This is a genomic window from Alteromonas nitratireducens, from assembly GCF_040812025.1.
Classification (GTDB): domain Bacteria; phylum Pseudomonadota; class Gammaproteobacteria; order Enterobacterales; family Alteromonadaceae; genus Alteromonas; species Alteromonas nitratireducens.
Window position 1 is genome coordinate 1 of the sequence record NZ_JBFNPK010000005.1, and the last position, 13,625, is coordinate 13,625.

Genomic DNA, 13,625 nt, shown 5'->3' on the forward strand with positions numbered 1-13,625 from the left:
AAGCCATGTTGTGCCTTGAGCTCATCGACCACTAGGGTCTTTTCTTTGCTTTTTTCTTTTTGGCCTGAGCCAAGGCTTCTAACTTTTTTAAGACCGCATTCTCCGCCCGTAAATAGTCCAACTCCTCTCTGAGTTCTTTTTCAGTCATTTCAGCTGAGGGTTTTGGCGTTGTAGAATGCGTAGTCACGTTAGGCCTGCCTTTTTTCCGGGGAGTGAGACGAGATAGTCCTCCCTGAGCATATAGCTTTTGCCATTGAAATAATATGCCCTGACTCGATAAATCAAAGTGCGCACTGGTATAGTTTAAAGACCAGCCATTCTCCGTCATCGTTGCCAGTACATGGGATTTAAATGTAAGTGAATACGGTTGATGTGGGTGCGTAAAACTCTCAGCACCATTGATGCTGTATACCTGCGACCAATATCGAATAAGGTTGGATGTAACCCCATAGCGTCTGCCCACCTCCCCGGAAGATAGAGTTTGAGCGAGTTTGGCGAGCTTTAACTTAAACGCTCTATTGTATTTGGACATAAAAAGACCCCCAGTAATTGGAATGTCCAACTATTGGGGGTCACTTCACAGTGCCGCCTTTTTCTATCAGGTTTTCATATAGGTGTAGCCACTCAGACAGGCTTCATAAAAGTCGGTCCAGCGTACCCCTTCACGCGGGTTAATCTTGCCCGCAGAGATTTGCTTATCAATCATCCGTTTCACATCCGACGCCATCGCACGCGGATTGTACTGCATGATATTTAGCACATCTTCTACCGATGACCCTTTCACAACCTCTTCAATATAGAAGTCTTCCGGGTCGTCGTCATAACTGAAGATATGCACCTCATTCAGGCGGCCAAACAGGTTATGCATGTCACCCATTACATCCTGATATGCACCGGTCAGGAACAAGCCGACATAGTAGGGCTCATCTTTTTTCAGCGGATGCATTGGCAGCACATCGGTGATTTCACGGCCAATGGTAAACTGGTCAATCTTGCCGTCGCTGTCACAGGTAATATCCACCAGCGAGCAGTTCACCGTTGGCTTTTCGTTCATGCGGGTCAGTGGCACTACCGGCAGCAGCTGGTCAATAGCCCAGGTATCCGCTGCTGACTGGAACACCGAGAAGTTACACAGGTATTGTGAAGATAAGCTGTAATCCAGTTCCTGCAGCTCCTCCGGCACATATTCCTGATTGGCATACCAGGCCTGCAACCGCTCCATGATTTGCCAGTACAGGGTTTCTATCTTGGCCAGTTCCTCCAGCGACAGCACGCGCAATTTAAACGCATCGAGCGCCTGTTCTTTGTATTGCGAGGCGTCGTTATAGACTTCCTGCATGTTGGGCTCGTCATCCAGCGTTTCATACATTTCACGCATATTTTTCACGAAGAAATGCTCGCCTTCGCTCACAGCGGTATCAACCTGTGCACTGTTCGACTTAATCTCACCCACTATTTCGGTGATCACACAACTGTGGTGTGCCGTAATCGCACGGCCACTTTCACTGACCAGATTGGGGTGAGGCACACCTTCCAGGTCACACATTTCTTTCATGCCATACACAACGTCGGCAACGTATTCACGCATGCTGTAGTTACGTGATGACTCGTTGGTGGAGTTACTGCCGTCATAGTCAATGCCAAGACCGCCGCCAACATCAACGTAATCCAGCTGAAAGCCCATTTTATAAAGATCGGCATAAATACGGGCGCCTTCGGTCATGGCTTCTTTTACCGCGCGGATGTCCGTCAGCTGGCTGCCGATGTGGAAGTGCAACAGCTTAAGGCAGTGCGCCATGCCTTCTTCTTCCAGGTAACGCGCGGTTTTGATGATCTCGGAAATAGTGAGACCAAACTTTGCGCGCTCGCCGCCAGAGCTTTCCCACTTGCCACGCCCTTTCACGGTCATCTTGGCGCGTACCCCAATGATGGGCTCAATGTCGAGCTTCTTGGCAGTTTTTACCAGTAGCAGCAGCTCGCTGTACTTCTCGACTACAACCACAATTTTTCTGCCGAGCTTACGTCCGAGCAGCGCCAGCTTCATGAACTCCTGGTCTTTGTATCCGTTCAGTACCGTCAGCGAGGATTCGTTAACATTCATCGCCAGTACGGTCAGCAGCTCGGCTTTTGAACCGGCTTCCAGACCGTAATTAAACGGTGCACCGGCATCGACGATTTCTTCCACCACTTCACGCATCTGGTTAACTTTAACCGGGTAGACGCCCTGATACTGCCCCTGATACTGCGCTTCCGCGATGGTCTCACGAAAGGCAATATTCAGACTTTCTACCTGCGAGCGAAGAATATCGTGGAACCGGACCACCACAGGAAACTGGACGCCTTCTTCGCGTATTTCCTCGATGACCGATTTGAAATCAATGCGGATGCTGGGATCGCCAGGTACCGGCGTGACGTGCACGTTTCCGTTTTCGCCGACCTGAAAATAGCCACCACCCCATTGCGACACGCCGTAGACGCGTTCTGCTTCTTCGATGCTCCAATTCGCCAACGTATTTACCTCAACCTGTTATCGACCTTTCGGGCCGAAGGAAAATTCTGGTTCAAAACCGCGTATTATAGACAAGAGATTGTACGACGCTATGCTAACTGTCGATTATTTTTTGAAGAATCTGCATCGCCAATCCAGCTCACGATCTCGTTAAGCGTGTGCGGTGCAATTCGCTGATACAGCCAGTCGATGAACTCGCCCGGCTCAGTGGTACGTTTCAGTTCAAAGCCCACCTTTTCAAAGTAAATCAGCAGGTGTTCGGTCTGGCTAAAATCGTCCATTAGCCAGATCTCGCCCTGCTGATTACGGCGGTCTAAGTGAATCGGGTAGTTCTTTTTGCTGTTTTTTACACTGTCGGGCACGGCCAGGCCGCGCATATCCACCACCAGGTAAAAGGCTTTACCCTGCCTGCTTTTCAATGCATCGGACAGATCTGAGATGTAGCTGAGATCGTTCTGAAGATCCCAGTCACCGGTTGTTCTGACGAGAAAACAGTTATCGACTTTCCTGATCTCGTATTGCTTTGTTGCCATAATGAATGCGGCCTTTTCTATAAGAAAATGTTTCCCACACTCCCTGTGCTACTTTCTTACTTGTTGTAGATTGCCGAATCATTTTTATTGTTGGTGTTGTTCGGGTCTGCCAACCACAACGTGAACAACGTCACGCTGGCGGTCAGCATGTTCAAGGATTGTACACTAACACGCGGGGCATTGGCGACGTTTTGTCGCGACTATGACCGCTGCAGACGAATAGCGGCTGACAGATGGGCTGTCAGCCGGCGTGGTTAATCGTCACCAAATTCGCGGATGATACTGTTAATGGTGTCCTTAGCATCGCCTAATACCATTCTTGTGTTTTCTTTAAAGAACAGTGGGTTATCAACCCCCGCAAAGCCCGCACTGGCGGAACGCTTCAATACAAACACGGTACGTGCACGATACGCCTCAATCACCGGCATGCCGTAAATAGGACTGCCTTTCATTTCTTTTGCGGCCGGGTTGACCACGTCATTCGCGCCAATCACGATAACCACATCATAGTTTTCCATTTTCGGGTTTACGTCATCCATTTCGAGCAGTTGATCATACGGCACATCTGCTTCTGCCAGCAGCACGTTCATATGACCCGGCATTCGCCCGGCCACCGGATGTATGGCGTAATCCACGGTCGCGCCATTCGCTTCCAGCAGCGATTGCAGCTCGCGCACAGCATGCTGTGCCTGCGCAACCGCCATGCCGTAACCGGGCACGACCAGTACAGCCGATGCAGCTTCCAGTACGTAAAACGCATCCTGAGCAGGTAAGACGCGAATTTCCCCTTCAATTTTCTCTGCGCTTTCAACCGGGGTGGCAAATCCTGACAGCAGTACATTCATGAGCGAGCGGTTCATGGCCTTACACATGATATTGGTCAGGATCAGGCCGGATGCCCCCACCAGCAGACCGGTAACAATCAGAATGGTGTTGCCAACCGCCAGACCCGCAGCTGTGGCGGCAATACCGGAATAACTGTTAAGCAGGGCAATCACCACCGGCATATCCGCACCACCGATGGAGATGGTTGCCCACAGACCAAAACTCAGTGCCAGTGCGATAGTCACATACAGCCACAGTGGTTCACCCGGCTCACTGATAAACAGGTAGGCCACCACGACCATACCCAGGATATGCAGAATACTGAGTTCACGCAGGCCGGTGAAAATCACCGCTCGGGTGCTGATTTTCTCAGCAAGCTTACCCCACGCTACGACTGAGCCGGAAAAGGTGATGCCCCCTACCAGCAGGGTGAAGAACAACGACAGCATCAGATATGGCGTTGCCATCTGCTGTGCCGGTACTGACATGCCCGACAGCGTGGCCCATGCCAGCAACAGAGAGGCGGCACCGCCGAAACCGTTGAATAGCGATACCATTTGCGGCATGGCTGTCATTTGTACGGTACGCGCCTTCCACACACCAATGGCCGTGCCAAGAACAACGCCGGCAATGATGTAGGTATAGCTGATGATCTGCTGATCAAGCAGCGTCACAATCACGGCGACCAGCATACCGAGCGCCGAAACGGCATTGCCTTTTCTTGCGGTGCCGGGATGGCTGAGCAACTTTAGTCCGAAAATAAACAGCGCCGCCGCAACGACGTAGGCCAGATTAATTGTCATATCAATATTACTCACCGGGCAGCTCCTTTATTTATTCTCTTTTTTCTTGAACATGCCCAGCATGCGGTCGGTCACCAGATACCCACCCACCACATTAATGGTCGCCAGCGCCACCGCCGCGGTGCCCAGCAGGGTTGTTATCAGCGCGTCGCCTGCCCCCGCAGACACCAGAGCGCCCACCAGGGTGATACCGGAAATCGCGTTGGAGCCAGACATTAGCGGCGTGTGCAGCGTAGCAGGCACTTTTCGTATCAGTTCAAAACCCAGAAATGCCGCAAGAAGCACAATAAAAATGAGGTAAATGGTTTCCATTAGTGGTCTCCTTTATAGGCATTGAGCAGCATGTCATTGGTTACCGCTCCGTCGTGGGTGATCACACAGCCTTTCAGAATGTCATCTTCCAGATCGAGCACGAACAGCTTGCGCTCATCGTCATAAAATTCGTCAATCAGGTTCATGATGTTGTTGGCGTACATATCTGTGGCGGCACGCGCCACCTCCTGACTCCAGTCACCGGTACCGATGACGGTGACGCCTTCAACGGTAACCACCTCACCGGCAACCGAACCTTCAACATTACCGCCTCCCTGTGCAGCCATATCTACTACCACACTGCCAGGGCGCATCAGTGCCAGCGTGTCTTTACTGATTAATTGCGGTGGTTTGCGACCAAACAGCTGAGCGGTTGTGATCACAATGTCAGAGCCGGCGATAGCATCGCGCTGGGCGTCCTGTTGCTTGCGCTTTTGCTCATCAGTGAGTTCCCTGGCATAACCGTCTTTGGTCTGGCCGGTTTCACCAATATCAATGTGCAGGAATTTCGCGCCGAGCGACTCTACCTGTTCGGCAACAACATCGCGGGTGTCGTAGGCAAACACATTTGCACCCAGGCGTTTTGCGGTGGCGATAGCCTGTAAACCGGCAACACCTGCGCCAATAACAAAGACTTTTGCCGGTTTTATCGTGCCTGACGGCGTCATCATCATGGGCAGAATAGAGGGCAGGTGTGTGGCGGCTTTCATGACCATGACATACCCGGCAAGGCTGGCCTGAGAGCTGAGCGCATCCATTTTCTGCGCCCGCGACGAACGCGGAATCATCTCAACAGAAATGGCGGTAAGCTGCTTTTGTGCCATATGCTCAACCAGCCCCTGCTGGAAAAACGGATCGATATGCCCGACAACCATGGCGCCGGATCGGAGTCCGTCGAGGGTTTGCTGACTGGGACGATTAACGCAGACCAGCATATCGGCCTCCGGGAGAGCCGGTGTGATATCATTAACGCACGCCGCGCCCGATGCGATAAGTGAAGCATCATCATAACCCGACGCTATACCCGCGCCAGACTCAATAATGATTTCTATCCCTTTTTTTGTTAGTCGGGAGACCGTTGAGGGCGTGACAGGACACCGCTTGTCGGTCTTCTCGCACAATACGTTCTCTACAGCTTCATTTAAAACAATGAGTTTCACACTATTCTCCTGCTAGCACCGCTTTATGAGCATGACATTAACTGCAAGGTCAGACCATTTTGTTTATTTATGGCTAGAATATACTCAAGAAATCAGAGTTATATAACAACAGCCTACAGCTTAAAACATAAACAAAAAAGGATTATTTATCGTACAGTCAGTGTGAATATGGCGAGAAAAAAGCAGGTCTGAAAGAAGTAGCCGGACGCGGGCAAGCCGCATCCGGCGAGTTATCGGGTATCGGTGTTGGAAGGTTTCTGATGAAGCTCGGGCTGTAGTGACTGAATATTTTGTACCGAATAGATGTGTGACTGCTTTCCATCGACCGAATAAACAAACAGGTAATTTGCGGTAGAGCCCAGCAAAATGGTGTCGTGTGACCCGCTTGCCTCCTGCATCGCGGCAACAATGCGTTGCCCCTTTCCCGCCTTAACCTGCTCGGCCTGCCATTCTGCGTACAGTGTCACAAACATCATCCCATACAGAACAAAAGCAAGAATGATCCCGAACATAACCGACTCGCGATGTTTTGGTGTGTACAGAATAATCGTCACCAGGCGCTGGACCACTGAACCGGGCTTTTGCAGCCAGCGCTGCCTTATCTCGAAGGATTTGACAGTAAGGTAGTCAACCAGCCAGGCAAGAATAAGCGCGCCGACAAACATAAACAGTGCTGCCGGTTCACCCAGTCCAACAATCAATAAATCACTGGATTCTGCCAGTTTGAGATACGGGATGCTGAATTCGCCATAAAACGCGTCGCTGTAAAAAATGCCGCACAGCGTCAGCAGGACATAGGCAATAGAAAGCGTGAAACCGGGATTATCGCGGCAATAATCAATAATGTTGCTGAGTTGGTGTTTAGGTTCGTAAAGCGTCATAGGGGTAAAACCTGCGATTTTTATCCAGAGTACACACTTTTTCAGCCAATAAAAAACCCGGCGTAATGCCGGGTTTTCTTATTTCTCTGCGAGGCAGGGCTTTACATCATGCCGCCCATGCCACCCATGCCGCCCATGTCAGGCATTGCTGGGGCTGCTTCGTCTTTCGGCAGTTCTGCAACCATCGCTTCTGTTGTGATCATCAGAGATGCGATAGATGCCGCGAACTGCAGTGCAGAACGGGTTACTTTCGTTGGGTCAAGGATACCCATTTCCAGCATGTCGCCGTAGGTATCGTTGGCCGCGTTGTAACCGTAGTTGCCTTCGCCAGCTTTCACTGCGTTAACAACTACAGACGCTTCTGCTCCCGCGTTGTAAGAGATTTGACGCAGTGGCGCTTCCATCGCACGCAGTGCCAGCTTAATACCGTGAGTCTGGTCTTCGTTGTCGCCCGTCAGGCCAGCCAGTTTCGCGGCCGCACGAACCAGGGCAACACCACCACCAGGTACCACGCCTTCTTCAACCGCAGCACGGGTTGCGTGCAGCGCGTCTTCAACGCGGTCTTTCTTCTCTTTCATTTCAACTTCGGTAGCTGCACCGACTTTGATTACTGCAACACCGCCAGACAGCTTGGCCAGACGCTCCTGCAGTTTTTCTTTGTCGTAGTCTGAAGTAGACTCTTCAATCTGACCACGGATTTGTGCGCAACGTGCTTCAATAGCCGCTTCGTCGCCGTTACCGTCAACCACAGTGGTGTTGTCTTTGTTGATAACCACGCGCTTCGCAGTACCCAGATCTTCCAGCTGAACTTTTTCCAGCTCCAGACCAATCTCTTCAGAGATAACAGTACCACCAGTCAGAACAGCGATGTCCTGCAGCATAGCTTTACGACGGTCACCAAAACCTGGCGCTTTAACCGCAGCCGTCTTCACGATACCGCGCATGTTGTTAACTACCAGTGTAGCCAGTGCTTCGCCTTCTACGTCTTCAGCAATGATCATCAGCGGCTTGCCTGCTTTAGCTACGCCTTCCAGGGTAGGCAGCAGTTCGCGGATGTTAGAGATTTTCTTATCAACCAGCAGGATGTACGGGTTGTCCAGTTCGACTGTGCCGTTTTCCTGATTGTTGATGAAGTAAGGAGACAGGTAACCGCGGTCGAACTGCATACCTTCAACCACGTCCAGCTCGTTTTGCAGCGCCTGACCTTCTTCAACGGTGATAACGCCTTCTTTGCCTACTTTTTCCATCGCCTGGGCAATGATGTCACCCACTTCTGAGTCAGAGTTGGCAGAGATGGTACCTACCTGTGCGATAGATTTGCTGTCGGCACAGTCAGTAGACAGGGCTTTCAGTTCTTCAACCGCAGCAACAACCGCTTTGTCGATACCGCGCTTCAGATCCATCGGGTTCATACCCGCAGCAACAGACTTCAGACCTTCAGTCACGATGGCCTGTGCCAGTACAGTTGCAGTAGTTGTACCGTCACCGGCTTCGTCGTTGGCTTTAGACGCGACTTCTTTCACCATTTGCGCGCCCATGTTCTCGAACTTGTCCTCCAGCTCGATTTCTTTGGCTACAGACACACCGTCTTTAGTGATAGTAGGTGCACCGAATGACTTATCCAGTACTACGTTACGGCCTTTTGGACCTAAAGTTACTTTTACCGCGTTCGCCAGGGTGTTTACGCCTTTCAGCATTTTCTGACGTGCGTCGTCACTAAAACGTACTTCTTTCGCTGCCATGATGATTTCCTCTATATTCAGTTAAACCGGTAGGGTGATTACTCGACGATCGCCAGGATGTCGCTCTCGCTCAGGATCAGCACTTCTTCGCCGTCCAGCTTCTCAGTTTTCACGCCATAACCGTCGTTGAAAATAACGGTGTCGCCTACTTTAACGTCCAGAGCTTTCACATCGCCATTTTCAAGGATGCGGCCATTGCCAACTGCGATAACCTCACCACGCGTAGACTTTTCTGCTGCAGAACCGGTAAGAACGATACCGCCAGCAGATTTGCTTTCTTGCTCTGCGCGCTTGATGATTACGCGGTCGTGTAAAGGACGAATTGCCATTTTCAAGTCTCCTGAAAATTTCACTATTCAAGTTGATTATTAGTACGACGCACACGGGTGTATGTGTCGGATACCCAAGTGTCCTTGCGGACAAAATTCATTCTGCTCGGATAAATGGGGGAGTACCCCGACAATCTCAAGGGGCATTGCATAAAAAAGTGCAATTTTTTTTTGGTTGTCGCTAATCGCTTGTGGAATAAAGAAATTTAATTAACAAACGTGGACGTTGGGCGCTAAAAACACGCACCCACTGCCTGCTCAGCGTAACCGGTGATCCGGATCCTGCTCGGTTTTGTCGGCATATTCGCCTTCTATGATGTCACCCTCACCACGCGGGGAGCGAAAATCCTCCGGCGCCGCATGCTGGCTGTACGCGGTAAAGCCTCCCTGCGACGTCACCACGCGCATTTTCAGATGCTTGCTTAATCCTGCTGCAAGCAGCTTTCGGGTTGGTGGCAACACAAATAAAAAACCAATGATGTCGGTGATAAAGCCCGGTGTAACCAGCAGGACACCGGCAATCACCAGCATCAGACCTTCCATCATTTCTCTGCCCGGCAACTGATTTTGCTGCATTTTGCGCTGCGCCGTCTGTAGCGTCTGCAGTCCTTCGCGGCGCACCAGATAGGCACCAGCGAATGCCGTCAGAATAACAATAGCTACCGTATTCCAGCCGCCAATCATGCCGCCGACCTGTATCAGCACGGTAATTTCAATAATCGGCATGACCGCAAAAAGTAAAAATAGCAGTGGCACGGTGATCTCCTGTTAATGCACTATGTCTGTGTATTGGGGTGACAACGCAGAATAACAATGGTTTCACCGGTTTTCCGGTGCGACAGACCACTTACCCAAACAATGCGATAACCGGTTTACGACTTAGATACGTAATTATGAAAGAATACTGTGACAAGACAGGTCTGAAGGTAACACTATGACAGCCATTATCGCATTAAGCACCGCACCGGATGTGGACAGCGCCAGACATATCGCCGCCGCGCTGCTGGAAAAGCGGCTGGCCGCGTGTGTACAGATTGTGCCGGCGATTGAATCGCTGTATCGCTGGGACAATGCCGTTCAGCGCGACACCGAATACCAGTTGGTGATCAAAACCACGGCAGCGGCCAGTGAGCGTGCGCGGGAAGCACTGTCGCAGTTGCACCCGTACGATGTGCCGCAGTGGCTGACCATTGACAGCGTCAGTGGCAGTGAAGCTTATCTGCACTGGCTTCACAGCGAAGTCGCAGACACTAAGTAGCAGGTCAACGTTGAGGATTTCATGAATTTACGCCGTATGTATGCCTTTTTATTGCTCGTTTTACTGAGCCTTCCCCTGACGGTGTCAGCCCAGTTTGATACCCAGGATATGGATGATCCGTTTGCCAGTTCTGAACCCGAATTCTTGCAGGTAGATCAGGCCTTTGTGTTTGATTTTGAACAAAAAGACGGGCAACTCATTCTGAAGTTCGATATCGCTGATGGCTACTATTTATATAAAAAGCAGTTTCAGTTTGTCACCAGGGACGCCAGTACCGGCGAGCCACAGTTCCCCACAGCCCAGCAGATAGAAGATGAGTTTTTCGGGGTATCTGATGTGTACTTCACCTCGTTACGCATCGTCATTCCTGTCACCCAGGCGAAAAACGATGCACTGGTGAAGGTGCGCTATCAGGGCTGCGCCGAAGCGGGTCTGTGTTACCCGCCGACCGTTAAGCAGGTCTATCTGAATGCGGTGGGCGAGGCGCCCGCAGCGGACGCGACGGCAGGCACAACCACCGAATCCGAACAGTTTTCTCTGGCTAAGCGCCTGAGCAATGACGACAACCTGCCGCTGACGCTGTTGCTGTTTCTTGCGTTGGGTGTGGGTCTGGCGTTTACGCCGTGCGTGTTCCCGATGTATCCGATTATTTCAGGCATTGTAATTGGCCAGGGCAAAGACATTAAATTGTCGCGGGCCTTCTGGCTGTCGCTGGTATATGTACAGGGTATGGCCATTACCTATTCGCTGCTTGGACTGGTTGTCGCCTCAGCCGGCGTGCAGTTTCAGGCCGCACTCCAACACCCGGCCATACTGGGCACATTTATTGTGATCTTCCTGTTGCTGGCACTGGCTATGTTCGGCGCGTACGAACTGCAGTTGCCGTCGTCGTGGCAGGAAAAGCTCAATAAGGTCAGCAACGATCAGAAACGCGGGTCGTATATTGGTGTGTTTGTGATGGGTGTGTTGTCTGGCCTGGTGGCGTCGCCGTGCACCACCGCGCCGCTAACCGGCATATTGCTGTTTATTGCACAGACCGGCGATGCGGTACTCGGCTTTGTTACTCTGTATGTACTGAGTCTTGGCATGGGGATCCCGCTTATCCTGTTCGCCATGACAGGCGGCAAACTGCTGCCGAAAGCCGGTAACTGGATGAACATCGTCAAAGTGACCTTCGGGTTTATGATGGTGGCTGTGGCACTCATTTTTGTTGAGCGGCTGTGGTCAAGTGAGTACGTCAACCTGCTCTATGCGGCACTGGGCCTGGCGGCGTTCAGTTATTATCAGGTGATGAACCAGGGCAGCCAGACCGGTTTTGCCAAGGGCGTACGTGCGCTGATCATCTTTCTCGGTCTGTTTGTCAGTGCCATGGTGGGGTATCAGACCCTGTCTGGGCATACGCCGTCATCGGCGGGTGATAGCACTGCTGCAGCGGTCTCACACCCGGAATTTCTGGTGGTAAAAAACCTCGACGACTTTCAGCAAAAGCTGGCAGCGGCGAACGCCGATGGCAAGTCTGTCATGGTTGACCTGTATGCCGACTGGTGTGTGGCCTGTAAAGAATTTGAAAAGTACACGTTTGTTGATAAGCAGGTCATTACCGCGCTCAGCAACACCGTTTGGATGCAGATTGATCTGACTGAGAATACGCCAACCAACCTGGCGTTTCAGGAGGCCTTTGATGTGCTTGGCCTGCCGACAATTCTGTTTTTCAATACCGACGGTGAGGAAGTACCAGGCTCCCGTGTGACCGGCTTTATGAAAGCCGATAAATTCGCCCGGCATGTCCGCCGCACTTTACCGGACGCACCGGCACAGTAGGGCATGATGATGCGTATTGCAGGGTTGTGGCTGACGACACTGTGCCTTTCCCTGCTGGCATCGCCCCTCGTTGATGCCGCTCAGTCTTCTGGCTGCTTCGACGATAACCGGTTCTGTATTCATATAAAGGAAGAAGGACAGCAGGCGTTGGTGACGGCGACACGCAGCCAGCCACTGCCGGTGATCCTCACGCTCTACTCGGCGTTACTGCCCGGCCACCATGCCAGCGCCTTTCTTGATGATGACACGCCACATACCCTCGGCACCCTGACCACATCGGCAGGGTTCTGGGAAAACATGTCGGTGCGCTGGACGGTGGGCAATCCAAACGCCCGCCATGATGATACCGTGCGCTACCAGCCTGCGCTGGTGCCGCCCGACAAGTACCCGGTTGTACAGGGCTTTAACGGCAGTTACAGCCATCAGGGTGCCTCACGCTATGCGCTGGATTTTGCGGCGCCGGTAGGCACGCCGGTGCTGGCCGCGCGCGGCGGTATTGTGATCGACACCAAACAGGACAGTCAGCGCGGTGGACCGTCAAAGCGCTTCGCCAGCGACGCTAATTATGTGGCTGTACTGCATGACGATGGCACAACCGGCGAGTACTATCACCTTAACTATCAGGGTGTCGTGGTAAAACGCGGCGAAAAGGTCGTAACCGGTCAGCTTCTCGGCTATACCGGCAATACCGGTTTCTCGTCGCTGCCCCATTTGCATTTTGGTGTGTATATGGCCAAACCTCACGGCCAGTATGTCACTGTGCCCTTCGTCCTGTCCTCCGATATTACGCAAACCCAACCAACCAGACGTTAATTTTCATCAAAACTTTGCGGCGATTTCACCTGATTAGACCAGTATTTTGCTGCGAAATCTGTGAACAGAACTATAATCAGGCACTATTGTCGAAACATGAAAGACGGATTGATGTTTTTTCGTGCAAGCTGACGCATTTTTTGTTGAAATGGCGTTAAGTCTTAATTTTCAAGCACGATAGCAGCATTTTTGATGAATATTTTAGTGATAAACGGGCCTAACCTTAATCTGTTAGGAACCAGAGAACCAGACAAGTACGGTCACCAGACGCTGGATGACATTGTTGCCGACCTGGAGGCGCAGGCCGCCTCTGCAGGGGCTTCGCTGGTGCACTTTCAGTCAAATGCCGAGCATGCGCTGATTGAGCGTATTCACCAGGCGAAAGACAATATTGACGCCATCATTATCAATCCGGCCGCGTTCACGCACACCAGCGTGGCGTTACGTGACGCCCTGCTGGCAATTTCGGTGCCCTTCATCGAAGTGCATCTTTCCAACATTCATGCGCGTGAGCCGTTCCGACAGCATTCGTATTTTTCAGATGTGGCAGCAGGTGTCGTCATGGGTATGGGCGCCATTGGTTACTCACTGGCCCTGACCGCCGCATTACAATTTCAGCCAAAACAACATTAAGACACT

Annotated in this window: 14 protein-coding genes; 4 read left to right on the forward strand and 10 right to left on the reverse strand. The window is 51.6% G+C overall.

Annotated features, from left to right (window positions below; all coding sequences use genetic code 11):
• Window positions 1–31: 31 nt before the first annotated feature.
• From AB1N33_RS05985 to AB1N33_RS06030, 10 genes are all read right to left on the reverse strand, one after another.
• Window positions 32–562, reverse strand: coding sequence for a transposase (locus tag AB1N33_RS05985; RefSeq protein ID WP_411270637.1), 531 nt, complete (start codon window positions 560–562; stop codon window positions 32–34).
• Window positions 563–598: 36 nt separating this feature from the next.
• Window positions 599–2,509, reverse strand: coding sequence for a biosynthetic arginine decarboxylase (speA, locus tag AB1N33_RS05990; RefSeq protein WP_411270638.1), 1,911 nt, complete (start codon window positions 2,507–2,509; stop codon window positions 599–601).
• A gap of 89 nt (window positions 2,510–2,598) precedes the next feature.
• A complete protein-coding gene (locus AB1N33_RS05995) occupies window positions 2,599–3,042 on the reverse strand; it encodes a hypothetical protein (protein WP_411270639.1) in 444 nt (147 codons plus the stop codon).
• 254 nt (window positions 3,043–3,296) lie between these two features.
• Entirely contained in the window at window positions 3,297–4,670 is a 1,374-nt protein-coding gene (locus tag AB1N33_RS06000) for an NAD(P)(+) transhydrogenase (Re/Si-specific) subunit beta (protein ID WP_411270836.1), read from the reverse strand.
• Between the two features lie 27 nt (window positions 4,671–4,697).
• Window positions 4,698–4,982 carry an NAD(P) transhydrogenase subunit alpha part 2 gene (locus tag AB1N33_RS06005; RefSeq protein ID WP_411270640.1) on the reverse strand — a complete coding sequence of 95 codons (285 nt, stop codon included), beginning with the start codon at window positions 4,980–4,982 and terminating at the stop codon, window positions 4,698–4,700.
• Window positions 4,982–6,142: an NAD(P) transhydrogenase subunit alpha gene (locus AB1N33_RS06010; protein ID WP_411270641.1), complete on the reverse strand. Its 1,161-nt coding sequence runs from the start codon at window positions 6,140–6,142 to the stop codon at window positions 4,982–4,984. The genes AB1N33_RS06005 and AB1N33_RS06010 overlap by 1 nt, the downstream gene beginning before the upstream one ends.
• A gap of 230 nt (window positions 6,143–6,372) precedes the next feature.
• Window positions 6,373–7,023: a hypothetical protein gene (locus AB1N33_RS06015; protein WP_411270642.1), complete on the reverse strand. Its 651-nt coding sequence runs from the start codon at window positions 7,021–7,023 to the stop codon at window positions 6,373–6,375.
• Between the two features lie 101 nt (window positions 7,024–7,124).
• Entirely contained in the window at window positions 7,125–8,765 is a 1,641-nt protein-coding gene (groL, locus tag AB1N33_RS06020) for a chaperonin GroEL (protein WP_411270643.1), read from the reverse strand.
• Between the two features lie 38 nt (window positions 8,766–8,803).
• Window positions 8,804–9,094: a co-chaperone GroES gene (locus AB1N33_RS06025; RefSeq protein WP_115593773.1), complete on the reverse strand. Its 291-nt coding sequence runs from the start codon at window positions 9,092–9,094 to the stop codon at window positions 8,804–8,806.
• A gap of 258 nt (window positions 9,095–9,352) precedes the next feature.
• Window positions 9,353–9,850 (reverse strand): FxsA family protein, encoded by a 498-nt coding sequence (locus AB1N33_RS06030; RefSeq protein WP_411270644.1) that lies wholly within the window; start codon window positions 9,848–9,850, stop codon window positions 9,353–9,355.
• A gap of 178 nt (window positions 9,851–10,028) precedes the next feature.
• Between AB1N33_RS06030 and cutA the strand changes: the two genes are divergently transcribed.
• The 4 genes from cutA (at window position 10,029) to aroQ (ending at window position 13,619) form a co-directional block, all read left to right on the forward strand.
• Window positions 10,029–10,352 (forward strand): divalent-cation tolerance protein CutA, encoded by a 324-nt coding sequence (cutA, locus tag AB1N33_RS06035; protein ID WP_411270645.1) that lies wholly within the window; start codon window positions 10,029–10,031, stop codon window positions 10,350–10,352.
• A gap of 21 nt (window positions 10,353–10,373) precedes the next feature.
• Entirely contained in the window at window positions 10,374–12,173 is a 1,800-nt protein-coding gene (locus AB1N33_RS06040) for a protein-disulfide reductase DsbD (protein ID WP_411270646.1), read from the forward strand.
• A gap of 3 nt (window positions 12,174–12,176) precedes the next feature.
• Complete coding sequence (locus tag AB1N33_RS06045; protein WP_411270647.1) at window positions 12,177–12,986, forward strand: M23 family metallopeptidase; 810 nt, start codon at window positions 12,177–12,179, stop codon at window positions 12,984–12,986.
• Window positions 12,987–13,178: 192 nt separating this feature from the next.
• Entirely contained in the window at window positions 13,179–13,619 is a 441-nt protein-coding gene (gene aroQ, locus AB1N33_RS06050; RefSeq protein WP_411270648.1) for a type II 3-dehydroquinate dehydratase, read from the forward strand.
• Window positions 13,620–13,625: the final 6 nt, after the last annotated feature.

Bases quoted from the DNA above. Each gene is read 5' to 3' on its own strand.
- AB1N33_RS05995 (WP_411270639.1), bottom strand. From the start codon at position 3,042: ATGGCAACAAAGCAATACGAGATCAGGAAAGTCGATAACTGTTTTCTC.
- AB1N33_RS06000 (WP_411270836.1), bottom strand. From the start codon at position 4,670: ATGACAATTAATCTGGCCTACGTCGTTGCGGCGGCGCTGTTTATTTTC.
- AB1N33_RS06005 (WP_411270640.1), bottom strand. From the start codon at position 4,982: ATGGAAACCATTTACCTCATTTTTATTGTGCTTCTTGCGGCATTTCTG.
- AB1N33_RS06015 (WP_411270642.1), bottom strand. From the start codon at position 7,023: ATGACGCTTTACGAACCTAAACACCAACTCAGCAACATTATTGATTAT.
- groL (WP_411270643.1), bottom strand. From the start codon at position 8,765: ATGGCAGCGAAAGAAGTACGTTTTAGTGACGACGCACGTCAGAAAATG.
- AB1N33_RS06025 (WP_115593773.1), bottom strand. From the start codon at position 9,094: ATGGCAATTCGTCCTTTACACGACCGCGTAATCATCAAGCGCGCAGAG.
- cutA (WP_411270645.1), top strand. From the start codon at position 10,029: ATGACAGCCATTATCGCATTAAGCACCGCACCGGATGTGGACAGCGCC.
- AB1N33_RS06040 (WP_411270646.1), top strand. From the start codon at position 10,374: ATGAATTTACGCCGTATGTATGCCTTTTTATTGCTCGTTTTACTGAGC.
- AB1N33_RS06045 (WP_411270647.1), top strand. From the start codon at position 12,177: ATGATGATGCGTATTGCAGGGTTGTGGCTGACGACACTGTGCCTTTCC.
- aroQ (WP_411270648.1), top strand. From the start codon at position 13,179: ATGAATATTTTAGTGATAAACGGGCCTAACCTTAATCTGTTAGGAACC.